The sequence below is a fragment of the Enterobacter cloacae complex sp. genome (assembly GCF_900322725.1).
In the GTDB taxonomy this organism is placed as follows: Bacteria; Pseudomonadota; Gammaproteobacteria; order Enterobacterales; family Enterobacteriaceae; genus Enterobacter; species Enterobacter quasihormaechei.
Genome location: NZ_LT991957.1, coordinates 1266658 through 1282970 on the forward strand (window position 1 = coordinate 1266658; position 16313 = coordinate 1282970).

The following is a 16313-nucleotide window of genomic DNA, read 5'->3' on the forward strand; positions in this document are numbered from 1 at the left end:
TCGATAAGCATCCGGATGCACATTCTGACAATCATGGTAGTCTGGACGTCCAGACGTATAAAAATAGGGTTAGCGAACATGACTAAAAAGCAGCTTGAGACCACGCTGGTGCAGGCAGGACGCAGTAAGAAATACACCCAGGGCTCCGTCAACAGCGTGATCCAGCGCGCCTCCTCGCTGGTGTTTGATACCGTCGAGGATAAAAAAATCGCCACGCGTAATCGCGCGAAGGGCGGGCTGTTTTACGGTCGTCGCGGCACACTAACCCATTTCTCGTTGCAGGAAGCCATGTGCGAACTGGAGGGCGGCGCGGGCTGCGCGCTGTTCCCGTGCGGCGCGGCGGCGGTCGCCAATACCATTCTGGCGTTTGTGGAACAGGGCGACCACGTCCTGATGACCAATACCGCCTACGAGCCAAGCCAGGACTTCTGCACCAAAATTCTCAGCAAGCTCGGCGTCACCACCAGCTGGTTCGATCCGCTGATTGGGTCAGGCATTACCGGGCTTGTTCAGCCGAACACGCGCGTGGTGTTCCTGGAATCTCCCGGCTCCATCACCATGGAAGTGCATGACGTCCCGGCCATCGTGAACGCGGTGCGCAGTATCGCGCCGGAAGCGATTATCATGATCGACAATACCTGGGCGGCAGGCGTGCTGTTTAAAGCGCTGGACTTTGATATTGATATCTCCATACAGGCGGCGACCAAATATCTGATTGGCCATTCCGACGGCATGATCGGTACGGCGGTAGCTAACGCCCGCTGCTGGGATCAACTGCGTGAAAACGCCTACCTGATGGGTCAGATGGTGGATGCCGATACCGCCTACATGACCAGCCGGGGCATCCGTACGCTCGGCGTGCGTCTGCGTCAGCACCACGAAAGCAGCCTGCAAATTGCCCAGTGGCTGGCGCTGCATCCGCAGGTGGAGCGCGTTAACCATCCGGCGCTGCCGGGCAGCAAAGGCCACGAATACTGGCAACGTGACTTTACGGGCAGCAGCGGGCTGTTCTCATTTGTTCTTAAAAAGCGCCTGAATGACGCCGAGCTGGCGCGCTATCTGGATCACTTTACCCTCTTCAGCATGGCCTATTCCTGGGGTGGATTTGAATCGCTGATCCTGCCTAACCAGCCGGAGCAGATTGCGGCCCTGCGCCCGGGCGGCGAGGTGGACTTTGAGGGGACCTTAATCCGCCTGCATATCGGGCTGGAAAATGTGGACGATTTAATTGCGGATTTATCGGCAGGGTTTGAGCGCATCGTGTAAAGTGCTGGCTGAAATGTACTCCCCGGAAGCCATTCTGAACACCGCAAGTGGAAAAGTCTGTATGAGATGCGCCTGCGATCAACCCCGACAGGCAAATTTGGGAGTACAATAGCGTTATATCTGCTGTTCCACAGGAAAGTCCATGGCTGTTATTCAAAATATCATCACGGCGCTCTGGCAACACGATTTTGCCGCGCTGGCGGACCCGCATGTCGTCGGGATTGTCTATTTCGTGATGTTCGCGACGCTGTTTCTGGAAAATGGACTACTGCCAGCCTCATTTTTACCCGGAGACAGCCTGCTTCTGCTCGCAGGGGCGTTAATCGGCAAGGGCGTGATGGACTTCGCACCGACAATGGTGATCCTCACCTCTGCGGCCAGTCTCGGCTGCTGGCTGAGCTATTTGCAGGGGCGCTGGCTTGGAAACACCCGCGTGGTGAAGGGCTGGCTGGCGCAGCTGCCGCATAAATATCACCAGCGTGCGACCTGCATGTTTGACCGCCACGGCCTGCTGGCGCTGCTCGCCGGGCGTTTTCTGGCGTTTGTGCGTACCCTGCTGCCGACCATGGCGGGGATTTCAGGCCTGTCTAACCGCCGCTTCCAGTTCTTCAACTGGCTGAGTGCCCTGCTCTGGGTGGGCGTGGTCACTACGCTCGGCTACGCGCTGAATATGATCCCCTTTGTTAAGCGCCATGAAGACCAGGTGATGACATTCCTGATGGTGCTGCCGATCTTCCTGCTGGTTGCTGGGCTGGTGGGTACCATTGCGGTGGTGATTAAGAAAAAGTATTGCAGTGCATAAACAAAAGCCGGGTGGCGCTACCGCTTACCCGGCCTACGTTTCTCCTCAGGCTCCCTGCATGGTTCGGATGCGCGACGCATCTTCCCCCGGCGTAACGCCGAAGTAACGCTTAAACTCCCGACTAAACTGCGACGCGCTTTCATATCCAACTCGCATCGCCGCCGCGCTGGCCTTCATGCCATCGTGGATCATCAGCATCCGCGCCTTGTGCAGACGGTAGGTTTTGAGGTACTGCAACGGCGACGTGCTGGTGACGGATTTAAAGTTATGGTGAAACGCCGAGACGCTCATATTGGCTTCCGCCGCCAGCTGGTCAACGCTGAGGTTTTCCGTGTACTGGCTCTCAATGCGCTTCAGCACGCGGCTAATCAGGCTGAAGTGCGTTTGCCGGCTTACCAGCGCCAGCAGCGCCCCGCCGCCCGGCCCCAGCAGCACGTGATAAAGAATTTCGCGGATAATCTGCTTTCCGAGAATACGGGCGTCCAGCGGCCTTTCCATCACATCTAACAGGCGTTCGATCGCGCAAAGAATTTCATCCGATAAGGTCGCGGAATTGATACCGCTTGCCGCCATCGACGGCCGGAACAGTTCGTCCTCCCCAATCTCCATCAGCAGCTCCTGCAACTGGAGGATATCGACGTTGACGCGGATCCCGGCCAGGGGCACATCCTCTGTCGCGAAGGTTTCACATTCGAAGGGTAAAGGTACTGTCAGAAGCAGATATTCATTGGGATCGTAACGGAAAACGCGCTCGTTGATATAGCCAATCTTATGGCCAGAAAAGAGAAAAACGATGCCGGGCTGATACATCACCGGGGTGCGTGTCCCGGGCTGGGTTCCGTAGAGCAGCCGAATATCCGGCAATAGCCCGGACACATTATTTACATTATCTGTCAGTCTCTTAATCTGCGACGTTAGCTGATGGCAGATGGCATCACGGTTCATTTTCAGTTACTCCGGGTACGGTTTCCGACGTTAACAGTGTGCGCATTTTCTTACCGTTTCTCCAGCGCGCTGTAGAAATGGGCAAGACATCGGCAGGAATGTGCATTGAGAGGATAGCGCCTGCCCGCGACAATGTGCAGCATCAGGTTGCCTTCTGCGGCACCACGATTTTTTACCCACTACAGGGAACAAGCCATGAACAACTTTAACCTTCACACCCCAACCCGCATTCTGTTTGGTAAAGACGCTATCGCTGACCTGCGTGCACAAATCCCGACGGACGCCCGCGTCCTGATTACCTACGGCGGCGGCAGCGTGAAAAAAACCGGCGTACTGGATCAGGTTTACAGCGCGCTGGAAGGACTGGACGTGCGCGAGTTCGGCGGGATCGAGCCTAACCCGTCTTATGAAACGCTGATGAACGCGGTGAAAATCGCCCGCGAGGAGCAGATCACTTTCCTGCTGGCGGTGGGCGGCGGCTCCGTGCTGGACGGCACCAAATTCATCGCGGCGGCAGCGCATTACGCTGACGGCATCGACCCGTGGCATATTCTGGAAACGGGCGGCAGCGACATTAGCAGTGCCATCCCGATGGGCTCCGTGTTGACGCTGCCGGCCACCGGCTCTGAATCCAACAAAGGCGCGGTCATCTCCCGTAAAACCACCGGTGACAAGCAGGCCTTTATGAACGAACACGTTCAGCCCGTGTTCGCGATCCTCGATCCGGTTTACACCTATACCCTGCCTGCACGTCAGGTGGCGAACGGCGTGGTCGACGCCTTTGTTCACACCGTTGAGCAGTACGTGACTTATCCTGTTAATGCCAAAATTCAGGATCGCTTTGCGGAAGGCATTCTGCTGACGCTGATTGAGGAAGGTCCGAAAGCGCTGAAAGAGCCCGAAAACTACGACGTGCGTGCCAACGTCATGTGGGCCGCCACCCAGGCGCTGAACGGCCTGATCGGTGCAGGCGTGCCGCAGGACTGGGCTACCCATATGCTCGGCCACGAGCTGACGGCGATGCACGGACTGGATCACGCCCAGACGCTGGCGGTGGTTCTGCCTGCGCTGTGGAACGAAAAACGTGACGTTAAACGCGCCAAGCTGCTCCAGTACGCCGAACGCGTGTGGAACATCACCGAAGGTTCCGACGATGCGCGTATTGATGCCGCAATTGCAGCCACCCGTCAGTTCTTTGAAAGCCTGGGTGTGCCAACGCGTCTTTCTGACTACGGCCTGGACGGCAGTTCTATCCCTGCCCTGCTGGCGAAACTGGAAGCACACGGCATGACGCAGATCGGCGAGCATGGCGACATCACCCTGGACGTCAGCCGTCGCATTTACGAAGCGGCACGCTAAGCGTTTTTAGGATCCTGACTTTCGTTTTTTGACATTTCGTCCAGACTTAATGCACATCACATCGTCGGAGGTTCCCTCCGGCGATGAGCACCTGAAGGAGGAAAAATGGCAAACCAAACCGTAATCAAGCTACAGGACGGCAACGTGATGCCCCAGCTGGGGCTAGGTGTATGGAAAGCCGGTAACGACGAGGTCGTCTCCGCCATTCATAAAGCCCTGGAAGTCGGCTATCGGTCCATCGATACTGCCGCCGCCTATAAAAACGAGGACGGCGTGGGGACCGCGCTTGCCAGCGCTGGCGTTCCCCGCGATGAGTTATTCATCACCACCAAGCTGTGGAACGACGATCAAAAGCGTCCCCGCGAAGCGTTGCAGGAGAGCCTGGAGAAACTCCAGCTCGATTTTGTCGATCTCTATCTGATGCACTGGCCGGTTCCGGCTATCGATCATTACGTTGATGCCTGGAAGGGGATGATTGACCTGCAAAAAGAGGGGCTGATTAAAAGCATCGGCGTCTGTAATTTCCAGGTTCATCACCTGCAACGCCTGATTGATGAAACGGGCGTCGCGCCGGTGATTAACCAGATTGAGCTGCACCCGCTGATGCAGCAGCGCCAGCTTCATTCCTGGAACGCCACGCACAAGATCCAGACCGAATCCTGGAGCCCGCTGGCTCAGGGTGGCGAAGGGGTGTTTGATCAGAAAATTATCCGAGAGCTGGCGGATAAGTACGGCAAAACGCCGGCGCAGATTGTCATCCGCTGGCATCTGGACAGCGGTCTGGTGGTGATCCCGAAATCGGTCACGCCGTCGCGTATCGCCGAGAACTTCGACGTCTGGGATTTCCGCCTGGATAAAGACGAACTGGGTGAGATTGCGAAGCTGGATCAGGGTAAGCGCCTTGGGCCGGATCCGGATCAGTTCGGCGGTTAATAAAAAACCCCGGCTTGCCGGGGTTTTTCTTTTTTACGCTTTGCGCTTCACGGGCTTCTTCGCGCTGGAATTACCGTTCGAACGCTGATGCACAATCGGCGTGTGCTTCGTCAGCGCCGGGCGCGTATTGCGGTTCTGGCGGCGCGCTTCGCGCATCTCTTCCAGCGTTGGCGCAGGCACCAGACAATCACGACGCGAGCCAATGAGGTGCTTTTTGCCCATCTCTTCCAGCGCCTGACGGATCAGCGGCCAGTTTTTCGGGTCGTGATAGCGCAGCAGCGCTTTGTGCAGACGGCGCTGTTTATCCCCTTTAGGCACCACCACGTCTTCACTCTTATAGCCAATCTTACTCAGCGGGTTCTTGCCGGTGTAATACATGGTTGTCGAGTTAGCGAGCGGCGACGGATAGAAGTTCTGCACCTGATCCAGACGGAACCGACGCTGCTTCAGCCACAGCGCCAGGTTCACCATGTCTTCATCACGCGTGCCAGGGTGCGCGGAGATGAAGTAAGGGATCAGATACTGCTCTTTCCCCGCCTGTTTTGAGTAGGTGTCGAACAGCTGTTTAAAGCGGTCGTAGCTGCCCATGCCCGGCTTCATCATTTTGGACAGCGGGCCTTCTTCGGTGTGCTCCGGGGCGATCTTCAGATACCCGCCCACGTGGTGCGTCGCCAGCTCTTTAATGTAGCGCGGATCTTCCACGGCGATGTCGTAACGCACGCCAGAGGCGATCAGGATCTTCTTGATGCCTTTGAGATCGCGCGCGCGGCGGTAGAGGTTGATCGTCGGCTCGTGGTTGGTGTCCATATGCTCGCAAATGCTCGGATAGACACAGGAGAGACGGCGGCAGGTCTGTTCGGCGCGCGGCGATTTACAGCGCAGCATATACATGTTCGCCGTCGGGCCACCCAGATCGGAGATCACGCCGGTAAAGCCCGGCACCGAGTCGCGAATCGCTTCGATCTCGTTAACAATCGACTCTTCGGAGCGGCTCTGGATGATACGGCCTTCGTGTTCGGTGATCGAACAGAGCGAGCACCCTATAATTCTGATCATTTAGAAATTTTTTTGCGTTTAAAATCAATGAATTGAAAGATTTCATTTTTCTAAGTCTGATAAAACAGATGAAAACCCAACTGACTATACTCATAAAACTCAATCTTTGCGCTGCTGTACGATACCAGTAATTACAGGCGCCGAGTTTAACATCATGAAAAGTAGCCCAATAATGAATGACGCAACGCCAGCTGCGGTGCCTAACTTCTGACTGAACACCATTGAAACAAAGTACATATTTGGGATAAAAACGGACATAGCAATCACGAAAAGTAACTTATTCAGATAATTATTTATTCGGGTCTTAACCTCAACTCTATCATAAAAAGCCATCGAAACGTAAGCAGTTATCAGTGAATAAAAAGACCATGTCATATAGTTAACCGATTCATTAAATGCCTCTCGCAAAAGCAAAGCACTTTCTGTCATTCCCTACCTCATTAAATCAATAGAAAATAAATCTGAATAATTTATTTTTAAAAGAAAAGAACACAACATAACTTCAGTAGTTATGATTAATCCCTGAATGATTATTTCTTAGCAAGATATAACATGCTTAATGTATATCAGGCAATAAAAAAACTCCCAAAGACCACCGCTGTGGTCTTCAGGTATAGGATTTAAAGAACGAACTCAGTCCGGAAACGTATCACTATCTTCTGTAACGTCCGCTTTCTCTGGTAACATTCTGTTTTTAATATACTGTGAATTCCTGCAGATGAGAGGAAAAATCTCCGAGTTATTCATTATACAACTCGTTGCCGTACGGGCGTCCTCCGGAGACCATGATGAAAATGAAAACGTCTGACGGTCAAGCCATTGAGACAATAATACATTATCAACAGAAGCGCTAAACAGCGCCGCAATAGCCCTGCGTTCAACGGCCTTCTCAGGTTCAATAAACGACAACTCATTATGAAAACGGGTAATAATCGCAATACGGCTGTCAATACGAATATGTCTTTCAAGTAAGACATCGTGCAACTCATCAAGTACAGTCTCTCTCTGGGTATCGTCGAGGCAAGACCACAGGAAATGAATGTTCTCGGCATTTGTGACAACGTCTGGCTCTGCATCACGGAACCATGATGCAAAGATACCCACACTACCTTCCATCCGGATATGCTGCCCCTGAAGTTGCATTTGTTCAAGGATAAAGCGCATGTTCACAGGAAGAACCGTAAAACACTCAATAAGCCTTTCAGAAGAACTAAATACTCCACATGCCAGGGCGTTCAGCTTTTTCTTCAAAATATCAAACTGCTCACCTGACTGATATACGTCATGGAGAAATACTGGACCCATAGCATTCACATCAGACTCAATTATTTTCTCTGACAGTGCTTTTTGACGCTCTCGCACAAATATTAAAAGAGAGGTTGCATTTGTAGCTTCTTTGATGACGTCATACTGACCTTTAACAAAGCTCAGGACAGGTATATTCACCAGAAGACCTAAATCAACAATCCTGCCAACAGCATTTTTGATGTACGGCAGAACATTTTTATCCTTAAGTGCTATAAAGATACTCTCGGCAGTACGTAGATAACGAAGATATGCAGCCAAAGCCAGGTCAAACCGTTCCTCACCAATATGTTCACTGTACGACTCGATACCGGCATAGTTACCATGGAGCACCATGTGAGCAACAGCCTGTGCAGCAAATTCCGCAGGGAAGAGATTCCTCGTCGCCGTATTATTAAGATAATATTGATTTAAAACATTATTATTCCAGTCCGGGCTCAGAACAATTTTTCTGAAATGGATAACGTCCTCAACAACCTGACGATTTTTAAGCGTCATTATTGCAGAGCTAACCTGAGCCCCACCTGTACCATCATTCTTTCCAATTACGTTCTGTACCGCCTTCGATGCAATATTGATATGCCGGATAATTCCCGGATTAAAAAGGTCTATCTGAGGTTGCTCAGCTCCATAGCGTAACATCTCCTCCCGACCGTGATTTCCGATATCTAGTGTGCCAATTTTCAGGTTTGACAAGGTCTCTTCATTATTGACAAGGTATTCCACATAAAATACGCCATCTACAAAATTCTCCATTTTATTCAGTAGTGATTCACCGGCCAGAACAGAGTATGAATCAGCTTCCTGCAGCAACGTCTGCGTGGATTCAGCCTCCAATTTTTCTGAATCCTGAATTTCATCAAGTTTACTCACAATAAACGATATTTGCCTTTCGACGAAAGGCTCTAGGCTTATCCGCCCGTCAGCCATCAGTTTCTGCAGACTCAATACGAAACCTTCATCATTCTTTTCTCTGAGTGAAACAGCATAACTCTGATTCAGCATTTGCACTGCGACTTTGAGTTGCGGTTCGGCGAGAGCCTGACACTTCTCATCCATCCGGCTATAAGAAACCAGCCAGTCTCGCATCTGAATATGTGGTGCCACTCGCTGCCATGCTTCAGCGAAACCCCACAAGGCCGTCAGTTCTTCAAGCCGTGGGATATTTATAGCACCAATCGCGTCTTTAAGAGGCGTATCAAGCAACTCGCTCCTGGCAAGCTCCACCGTGGACTGATAGTGGATGCTCATCAGAAATTCGCTCCATCTTTCTGTATCGTTATTAAAAATTCGGGATATTTGTTGATAAGTTAGCGAGAGCATCTCGTCAAAATCATCCGGAGCAATACCGGGTTCGGTCTGACTAGCTTTGGGATCGCGAAGTAATACTTTAATATCTCGCTCCCCGTATCTGACCACCAGTAAGTAGAGAGCAATAAGAATATGGCGATGATCTTCTGTTGCAGGAACGGTAAGGTTCAGAATATGAATATCATTAACAAACTTCTTCATTAATCGCGGTGTGATACGAGGATACTCAGAGGGTTTCCAGCGCTCAAGCAACACCGTTGCTTCCCGGCACGCTATCCCTGCATCCTCATTTACTGTTTCTTTCCAGTACTGCCTTAACGCTTCCTGCCATCCTGCCGAAATAAGAGGAGGAACCTGAAAACTTACAGGAATCCGCTTTGCAATAAACTCACGCCCGCTGAAACCCGCCACAGAAAGTGAGGCTGAAACCTGTCTTGCCGAATAGGGCACCACTATCCTGAAGTGTTCATGAGTGGCTCCGGCAATAAGCTCCATATCACTCCAGAGCTCTTTCACTTTGTCTGCACTGATTCGGTCCAGATTATCAATGATAAGGATGAAGCGATCTCCATGGGAAATGACCTCTTTGGAGGTAAATCCCTGCAGAGCTTCAGCCAGCTCAATAGCTCCGACCTCCTTATTAACTAGCCAAGTCTCTTCAATCCTGTCAGTACTGTTGCGTTTGAACAAATCACCAATACTCGAATACCCTTTCTTTCTGTACCATTCCATGTTCTGCAGGCATGCCAGTCCTGCGACCATAATGGCAGGAGAAAGAAACGCGGCCACCTCAACATAAAAAAGCCACCCTAATAATGACTCCTTGTGATCCTACCCACGTAATGTGGACACGGCCCTAAGCGAGGTTCTGGTTTTCAAATTGTTCGGGACTGAGTCCGCCACAGGCACTGTGTCGGCGCCACCGATTGTAATCACACTCGATATAATTAAACACCGTCATCCGCATGATTTCCCGGCTGATAAGGCGTTCCCCGTGGATACATTCCACCTTCAGCGAGTGGAAGAAGCTTTCCGCGCAGGCATTGTCGTAACAACATCCTTTGGCACTCATGCTACCGTGCAGATTATGCCGCTTCAGTAACGCCAGATAGTCTGCCGAACAGTACTGCCCGCCTCTGTCCGTATGCACGATGACATTTTCCGGGCGCTTACGTCGCCAGAGTGCCATCTGTAGCGCATCGCAGGCCAGCTGCGCTGTCATCCGCGACGACATCGACCAGCCGATGACAGCACGGGACCACAGGTCAATGACCACCGCCAGGTACAACCAGCCTTCGTCCGTGCGCAAGTACGTGATGTCACCCGCCCACTTCTGATTCGGGCCACTCGCGTAAAAATCCTGTTTCAGCAGATTTTCAGACACCGGCAGGCCATGTTCGCGGTATCGGACCGGGCTGAACTTCCGGGCCGCTTTTGCGCGAAGCCCCTGACGCCGCAGGCTGGCGGCAATGGTTTTGACGTTGTACTCAGGCAGTTCGTCAGCGAGACGAGGCGCACCATAACGCTGTTTTGCCTCAGTGAATGCCTGACGGACAGCAGTATCACAGACGAGCCGGAACTGCTGACGTGGTGTTATCTGCTGACGACGCAGACGCCACGCATACCAGCCGCTACGGGCGACCCGCAGTACCCGGCATATGGCTTTGACGCTGAACTCAGCCCGATGTTTTTCAATAAAGACATACTTCATTTCAGGCGCTTCGCGAAGTATGTCGCGGCCTTTTGGAGAATGGCCAGCTCCTCTGCCTGTTCCGCCAGTTGGCGCTTAAGACGGGCAATTTCAACGGACATTTCCTGCTCACGTTCGGAAGAGCTGCGGGCATTGTTAATCTTACTGCGCCATGCGTAGAGCTGGGATTCGTACAGGCTGAGTTCCCGGGCAGCGGCAGCAACACCGATACGTTCCGCAAGCTTCAGGGCTTCGTTGCGGAATTCAGGCGTGTACTGTTTGCGGGGCTTCTTACTGGTTGATGCTGGTTTTGTCATGAGTCACCTCTGGTTAAGAGTTTACTCACTTAGTCGTGTGTCCACTATTCGTGGGTAAGATCATTGTTAGTAAAATATTGATTAAGGTCTGTTAGCACATAACGAAGCATCTGCACGGAAAGCAATGACAGTAAAATAAAAACGACGGTCAACCAGCTTAGCCTGCTGCTGACCCTCTTGTCGTATTCAACGATGTTACCCAGAGCCAGATTTTTATACTTATCCAACACATCCCGGGAGCCCGGACATTGTAGGCTGACCCCGTGGTGGATGACATCGATAAGCGCTTTTTTAGTTGAGCCATGATGGTAACGTTCTGCATCAAAGTTAATGAACGTAAAATCATCTTTAAGCTTTTTCTGCAGGAACTTCAATATTGTTGACTTACCTGAACCCAGCTCACCTTCCAGACCAATAATATTGACATCAGGTGTCCTGATGATCTGAGCCACATTCTCTGCAACTTTTTCATGACTGCTGCCTCTAAACATATCCTGGTCAGCGGGTGATTCCGTCTGCAATCGTAGAGTCATTCAGCAATTTCCTTCGTTATAACGTAAGATTCTTTCACTATTAGACACAGTACAGAGCCCACAGCAACCAAATGACTGCAGCCGGGGCAGTTTAGTTTTAAGCATGCATAAGCCGATTTCGATGGAATCCCTTTCACACAATAATATTGAATTGAAGCAATGAAAACATTAATGTGTTTGTTGTGACTAGCTGCAGGGGCCTGGAAGAAATTCCAAAGCCTGACAAACCGGAACAGGGCTTGCTCTGCTCCGGTTTTATCCAGTTCATCTTGAAGCCCTTGTTTTTGTTACATATCCCTGCTCACTCTTTCAGCCATTGTTAAGCTTCTTGTGTGTAATCTGCGAATAATACGGATGCAAAATTGATGCAATGGATTATACATACCTACAGCGCACGTTACGCTGAGCTGAATCGAATTTCAGAGAACGTTCTTCGCTATTACCCTGCCCAGCCAGTTGAACACATTTTATCATCCGGCCCCGAGAGTGACATGTTCTCTGCCTGGTACAGCCTTCATCAGAGTCAAACTAGACGTTATTTACAGGCAAAAGAAGACAGCTACAGAGTTTAAGTCTGACATTATTCGTGGCTGTGTCTGCCTTCGGAGTTTTCAGCTTATCCCGATAACAGCGGTTTTGAAAAATTGACGTTTTTTACACCGGTACATTGCCCGAACGCAATCTCCCCCGTAGCGAAATACCGCCCCGCAGAAAATCGTCCATGCTCGGCATGCCCCTGGAACATCAGCATCTTTTCAATAAAGGTTTTACAGCCTATAGTCTGTATAACACAAAATACACCTTACCTGCTGTATTACAGGGCGGTACTCCCTACTCAGTCTGCGAGGCAGGTCACTTATGAATAATCAGTTCCCGATAAAAACGCTGAACCAGCTCAGACCTGTGCTAATCGGGTTTCGCAAAATCAAGGGCTTCACGCAAAAAGATGTGTCTGAGAGGCTTGGCGTAACGCAGCAAACCTATGCCCGCCTGGAAGCAAACCCTGCTAGCGCCAGTATTGATCGTCTGTACAAGGTATTCAGTATTCTGGGCGTAGAAATAACGCTGTCATCTATTTCCCCTTCACCCTTCATTTCCCACACAGAGATGAGGGGGGCATTTGACAGCACTCCCGCCAGACGGGAGAAATGGTGACTATTAGAAGTTTGCTAGTTTTGTCGAATGACGCCAACTACATGTCCGCATCCATCGAGTAGTGGCTTCAAGCCACGATTGTCACTGCCTCCGCTGCCTTTTTCCAGTAACTCTCTCCTTTTAATTCTAATATTTAGGGGTGTCAACGCAAAGCAGAAACGGCACCTTCTTTGCGAGACAGAAATGACCTGTGATTGCCTGGCCGATTTATGGCAGCTAAGTGCGAGAAGCGGATATAGCGAATTCGCCATTGTACGGGATTAGCAGGTTTACTGAAGCAACCTGCGATGGCGTTATGGCAATAGTCAGTCCCCTGTCCAGTCGGCATAGGTGGCCACCTCGTCACCGCCGGGGATAAACTGATTGAAGCCTCCGCGCAAAATCACTTATTCTTTTCCGTTAATAAAATGCAGGAGCAAAGTCATGACTGGCGAAATTCGTGGGCGAGGCAGGCCACGAAAAACAGAGAGTACCTATACAGATACCCGTAATGACCTGATCCGAAGCGGGCTTGAACTGCTCACGCAGAATGGTTTTCTTTCAACGGGAGTCGATGCCATTGTCAAAAATGCCAGTGTTCCTAAAGGCTCATTTTATTACTATTTCAAGAGCAAAGAAGAGTATGCCCAGACTGTTCTGAGCGCCTATGACAGTTTCTTTGTGCATAAACTCCAAAAACATCTGTATGAATCATCCTTCACACCAATGATGCGTCTGGAAAATTTCATCGACGATGCCTGCGACGGCATTAAAAAGTACAATTTCACCCGGGGCTGTCTGGTTGGCAATATGATGCAGGAGAGTCCGGGTCTTCCACTGTCCTTTATCAAACAGCTCCACGAAATACTTGAGCGCTGGCAGGCGCTTGTGGCGTGCTGTCTGTCCGACGCGTTATCTTCGGGCGAAATCCGTTCCGATATGAATAATACGCAACTGGCGGCCATTTTCTGGAGCAGTTGGGAGGGTGCCGTAATGCGTGCCAAACTTTATTGCTCAACCCAGCCTGTGTACGACTTCTGGAGCTATTTCAAAAAGTCAGTACGCTATCAGCCCTCTAAGGACACGGCTGTTGAAAAGTAAAAAAGGGGCCGCAGCCCCTGATAATAATTATCAAACCCAGGCTGAGCCTGGCTTCCACTTCATTAGCTACACTGAATTACTGCCCGGCCACGAATTCCGCCACTCAGAAGTTTTTCGGCCACATTGATGGCATCACTCAGCGGATAAACGGTGGTCAGGCTATCCAGTCTGGACTCCGGTAAATACTGTACCGCCTGCTGCCAGATCGCCGCTCTTTTTTCCTTCGCGAACATGACACTGTCAATCCCTTTCAGCGTGACGCCACGCAGGATAAACGGAGCCACATTCCCCATTAGTTCCATCCCCTGTGCCATGCCGCAGGCTGCAACAATACTGCCATAACGCACCCCGGCGCATACATTGCAGAGCGTATGGCTACCGACTGTATCAATGGCGGCAGCCCAGCGTTCTTTCTGTAACGGTTTTCCGGGACAGGAGAGCTCGGAACGGTTAATAATCTCGTCCACACCGACCGTTTTATAGAGCCAGGCAGCCTCTTCCGGGCGTCCAGTAGACGCCGTAACGCGGTACCCCATTGATGCAAGGATCATGGCCGCAATGCTCCCGACGCCGCCGCTGGCACCGGTAACAAGTACCGGACCATCTTCAGGCTTAATACCATGATTCAGAAGTGCGTCTACGCACAGCATCGCGGTAAACCCAGCTGTTCCGATTGCCATTACGTGTTTGCCGTTAGCGCCAGCCGGGAGCGGCGTCAGCCAGTCTCCATTTACCCGTGCTTTTTCGGATAGTCCGCCCCAGTGTTTTTCCCCAACACCCCAGCCGGTCAGGAGAACCTTATCTCCGGCCTGATATTCGGGATGTGAACTGGCGGACACTGTACCGGTAAAATCAATGCCGGGCACCATGGGAAAGCGTCGGACGATTGGGCCCCGGCCCGTAATGGCCAGTGCGTCTTTGTAGTTGATGGATGAATAGTCAACATTGACCTCCACATCCCCCTGCGGTAGTTCACTTTCAGCGATTTCAGCAAGTTGCGCACTATAGCGTCCATCTGTTTTGTTGATTAATAAAGATTTAAACACGTTCACCTCGTTTGTCCGGGCGTTTACCGTTCAGTCATTAAGTCGTCAATAAATAATATTGACCGATCGTCTAATAATCAACACTACTATCCCAGTGCTTTGCCAGCATTCAAGAAACATTATTCATTTCATGCACTTAAAGCTGTCTTTTTTGACCGACATCAAACTGTATTCTGGTTTATCTGGTGCAGAGGGAAAATCAGCATCCCTGAAGATACATAGCTAATGCTTCAGAACACGGCTGATGATGCGATAAAACAACCAGGCTTTAATGAGTTAGTCTGAGCGGACCTTCGGCTCAGTAAATAGGTCCGCTCCGTGCCAAGAGCAGACGCTGGTAATTCGGGTAATGGTGCCAACTTACTGATTTAGTGTATGATGGTGTTTTTGAGGTGCTCCAGTGGCTTCTGTTTCTATCAGCTGTCCCTCCTGTTCAGCTACTGAAGGCGTGGTGCGTAACGGTAAAAGTACTGCCGGACATCAGCGCTATCTCTGCTCTCACTGCCGTAAAACATGGCAGCTACAGTTCACTTACACCGTCTCTCAGCCCGGTACACACCAGAAAATTATTGATATGGCCATGAATGGCGTCGGATGTCGCGCCAGTGCACGCATTATGGGCGTTGGCCTCAACACGATTTTACGACACTTAAAAAACTCAGGCCGCAGTCGGTAAACTCACGCATACAACCGGGCAGTGACGTCATTGTTTGCGCGGAAATGGACGAACAGTGGGGTTACGTCGGCGCTAAATCACGCCAGCGCTGGTTGTTTTACGCGTATGACAGGATACGGAGGACGGTTGTGGCGCACGTATTCGGTGAACGCACGTTGGTCACGCTGGAGCGTCTTCTGGGCCTGCTGTCGGCCTTTGAGGTCGTGGTATGGATGACGGATGGCTGGCCGCTTTATGAATCACGCCTGAAGGGAGAACTGCACGTTATCAGCAAGCGATATACGCAGCGCATTGAGCGGCATAACCTGAATCTGAGGCAGCATCTGGCAAGGCTGGGCAGGAAGTCACTGTCGTTCTCAAAATCGGTGGAGCTGCATGACAAAGTCATCGGGCATTATCTGAACATAAAACACTATCAGTAAGTTGGAGTCATTACCGGTGCTCTGATATATTTATTATACTATAGTGGGGTATGTGTTGATCTTAATGTAATACTCCCCTATAGTATAAGAAATACAGAGCAGTGAGGTAAGCAATGCCCAGTACTCCTGAAGAGAAAAAAAAGGTCCTAACCCGGGTTCGCCGTATCCGGGGTCAGATTGATGCTCTGGAAAGAGCACTTGAAAGTGGCGCTGAATGCCGTTCCGTTCTCCAGCAAATCGCCGCCGTCCGGGGCGCCGCTAACGGACTGATGGCAGAGGTGCTGGAGAGCCACATACGGGAAACCTTTGACCAGAATGACAGCTACAGTCATGAAGTCAGTAAATCAGTTGACGATACGATTGAGCTGGTTCGTGCCTATCTTAAATAGGTGAGGCCATTATTACATTGAGGATATA

The 16313-nt window shown here is 51.0% G+C and carries 14 protein-coding genes and 1 pseudogene; 8 read left to right on the forward strand and 7 right to left on the reverse strand.

Annotated elements, in window-relative coordinates:
- Positions 1–78 precede the first annotated feature (78 nt).
- Both metC and yghB read left to right on the forward strand, forming a co-directional pair.
- On the forward strand, positions 79–1266 hold the full coding sequence (gene metC, locus DBR02_RS06410) for a cystathionine beta-lyase (RefSeq protein ID WP_107533793.1): 1188 nt from the start codon (positions 79–81) through the stop codon (positions 1264–1266).
- A 142-nt stretch (positions 1267–1408) separates the two neighbouring features.
- Positions 1409–2068: a DedA family general envelope maintenance protein YghB gene (yghB, locus tag DBR02_RS06415; RefSeq protein WP_023323743.1), complete on the forward strand. Its 660-nt coding sequence runs from the start codon at positions 1409–1411 to the stop codon at positions 2066–2068.
- Positions 2069–2113: 45 nt separating this feature from the next.
- Here the strand turns inward: yghB and DBR02_RS06420 are convergent, their stop codons facing one another.
- Positions 2114–3013 carry an AraC family transcriptional regulator gene (locus DBR02_RS06420; protein ID WP_107533795.1) on the reverse strand — a complete coding sequence of 300 codons (900 nt, stop codon included), beginning with the start codon at positions 3011–3013 and terminating at the stop codon, positions 2114–2116.
- Between the two features lie 195 nt (positions 3014–3208).
- On the opposite strand from DBR02_RS06420, the gene yqhD reads away from it, so the two are divergent.
- Together yqhD and dkgA are read left to right on the forward strand one after the other, a co-directional pair.
- Positions 3209–4372 (forward strand): alcohol dehydrogenase, encoded by a 1164-nt coding sequence (yqhD, locus tag DBR02_RS06425; RefSeq protein ID WP_107533797.1) that lies wholly within the window; start codon positions 3209–3211, stop codon positions 4370–4372.
- A 105-nt stretch (positions 4373–4477) separates the two neighbouring features.
- Entirely contained in the window at positions 4478–5305 is an 828-nt protein-coding gene (dkgA, locus tag DBR02_RS06430; RefSeq protein ID WP_063451183.1) for a 2,5-didehydrogluconate reductase DkgA, read from the forward strand.
- Positions 5306–5338: 33 nt separating this feature from the next.
- Here the strand turns inward: dkgA and DBR02_RS06435 are convergent.
- The 5 genes and pseudogenes from DBR02_RS06435 to DBR02_RS06455 form a co-directional block, all read right to left on the reverse strand.
- A pseudogene (locus tag DBR02_RS06435) lies at positions 5339–6346 on the reverse strand (DUF3362 domain-containing protein); the annotation flags it as partial.
- A gap of 114 nt (positions 6347–6460) precedes the next feature.
- On the reverse strand, positions 6461–6790 hold the full coding sequence (locus DBR02_RS06440) for a hypothetical protein (RefSeq protein WP_000140246.1): 330 nt from the start codon (positions 6788–6790) through the stop codon (positions 6461–6463).
- 204 nt (positions 6791–6994) lie between these two features.
- Positions 6995–9709 carry a P-loop NTPase fold protein gene (locus DBR02_RS06445; protein ID WP_157843391.1) on the reverse strand — a complete coding sequence of 905 codons (2715 nt, stop codon included), beginning with the start codon at positions 9707–9709 and terminating at the stop codon, positions 6995–6997.
- 124 nt (positions 9710–9833) lie between these two features.
- Positions 9834–10984, reverse strand: a protein-coding gene (locus tag DBR02_RS06450) for an IS3 family transposase (RefSeq protein WP_087855188.1) whose coding sequence is annotated in 2 segments (ribosomal slippage) — positions 9834–10726 and positions 10726–10984 — 1152 coding nt in all. Because the reading frame shifts where the segments join, the coding sequence is not laid out codon by codon here.
- A 44-nt stretch (positions 10985–11028) separates the two neighbouring features.
- Positions 11029–11517 carry a P-loop NTPase fold protein gene (locus DBR02_RS06455; protein WP_023280967.1) on the reverse strand — a complete coding sequence of 163 codons (489 nt, stop codon included), beginning with the start codon at positions 11515–11517 and terminating at the stop codon, positions 11029–11031.
- 858 nt (positions 11518–12375) lie between these two features.
- Between DBR02_RS06455 and DBR02_RS06460 the strand changes: the two genes are divergently transcribed.
- Positions 12376–12672, forward strand: a complete 297-nt coding sequence (locus DBR02_RS06460) for a helix-turn-helix transcriptional regulator (protein ID WP_017384073.1) — start codon at positions 12376–12378, stop codon at positions 12670–12672.
- A 423-nt stretch (positions 12673–13095) separates the two neighbouring features.
- Entirely contained in the window at positions 13096–13752 is a 657-nt protein-coding gene (gene acuR / locus DBR02_RS06465) for an acrylate utilization transcriptional regulator AcuR (protein ID WP_023280966.1), read from the forward strand.
- 62 nt (positions 13753–13814) lie between these two features.
- Here the strand turns inward: acuR and acuI are convergent, their stop codons facing one another.
- Positions 13815–14798 (reverse strand): acrylyl-CoA reductase (NADPH), encoded by a 984-nt coding sequence (gene acuI, locus DBR02_RS06470; RefSeq protein ID WP_023280857.1) that lies wholly within the window; start codon positions 14796–14798, stop codon positions 13815–13817.
- A gap of 400 nt (positions 14799–15198) precedes the next feature.
- Here acuI and DBR02_RS06480 point away from each other — a divergent pair.
- Together DBR02_RS06480 and frmR are read left to right on the forward strand one after the other, a co-directional pair.
- Positions 15199–15896 (forward strand): IS1 family transposase gene (locus DBR02_RS06480; protein ID WP_223195083.1). Its coding sequence is split into 2 segments (ribosomal slippage): positions 15199–15448 and positions 15448–15896, totalling 699 coding nucleotides; the frame shifts between segments, so codons are not numbered across the junction.
- Positions 15897–16009: 113 nt separating this feature from the next.
- Positions 16010–16285 (forward strand): formaldehyde-responsive transcriptional repressor FrmR, encoded by a 276-nt coding sequence (gene frmR / locus DBR02_RS06485; protein WP_017384071.1) that lies wholly within the window; start codon positions 16010–16012, stop codon positions 16283–16285.
- Positions 16286–16313: the final 28 nt, after the last annotated feature.

What these genes read in the sequence shown, in the direction of transcription:
- yqhD (WP_107533797.1), top strand. Translation starts at nt 3,209, where the DNA reads ATGAACAACTTTAACCTTCACACCCCAACCCGCATTCTGTTTGGTAAA.
- DBR02_RS06440 (WP_000140246.1), bottom strand. Translation starts at nt 6,790, where the DNA reads ATGACAGAAAGTGCTTTGCTTTTGCGAGAGGCATTTAATGAATCGGTT.
- yghB (WP_023323743.1), top strand. Translation starts at nt 1,409, where the DNA reads ATGGCTGTTATTCAAAATATCATCACGGCGCTCTGGCAACACGATTTT.
- DBR02_RS06455 (WP_023280967.1), bottom strand. Translation starts at nt 11,517, where the DNA reads ATGACTCTACGATTGCAGACGGAATCACCCGCTGACCAGGATATGTTT.
- DBR02_RS06460 (WP_017384073.1), top strand. Translation starts at nt 12,376, where the DNA reads ATGAATAATCAGTTCCCGATAAAAACGCTGAACCAGCTCAGACCTGTG.
- metC (WP_107533793.1), top strand. Translation starts at nt 79, where the DNA reads ATGACTAAAAAGCAGCTTGAGACCACGCTGGTGCAGGCAGGACGCAGT.
- acuR (WP_023280966.1), top strand. Translation starts at nt 13,096, where the DNA reads ATGACTGGCGAAATTCGTGGGCGAGGCAGGCCACGAAAAACAGAGAGT.
- dkgA (WP_063451183.1), top strand. Translation starts at nt 4,478, where the DNA reads ATGGCAAACCAAACCGTAATCAAGCTACAGGACGGCAACGTGATGCCC.
- frmR (WP_017384071.1), top strand. Translation starts at nt 16,010, where the DNA reads ATGCCCAGTACTCCTGAAGAGAAAAAAAAGGTCCTAACCCGGGTTCGC.
- DBR02_RS06445 (WP_157843391.1), bottom strand. Translation starts at nt 9,709, where the DNA reads ATGGAATGGTACAGAAAGAAAGGGTATTCGAGTATTGGTGATTTGTTC.
- DBR02_RS06420 (WP_107533795.1), bottom strand. Translation starts at nt 3,013, where the DNA reads ATGAACCGTGATGCCATCTGCCATCAGCTAACGTCGCAGATTAAGAGA.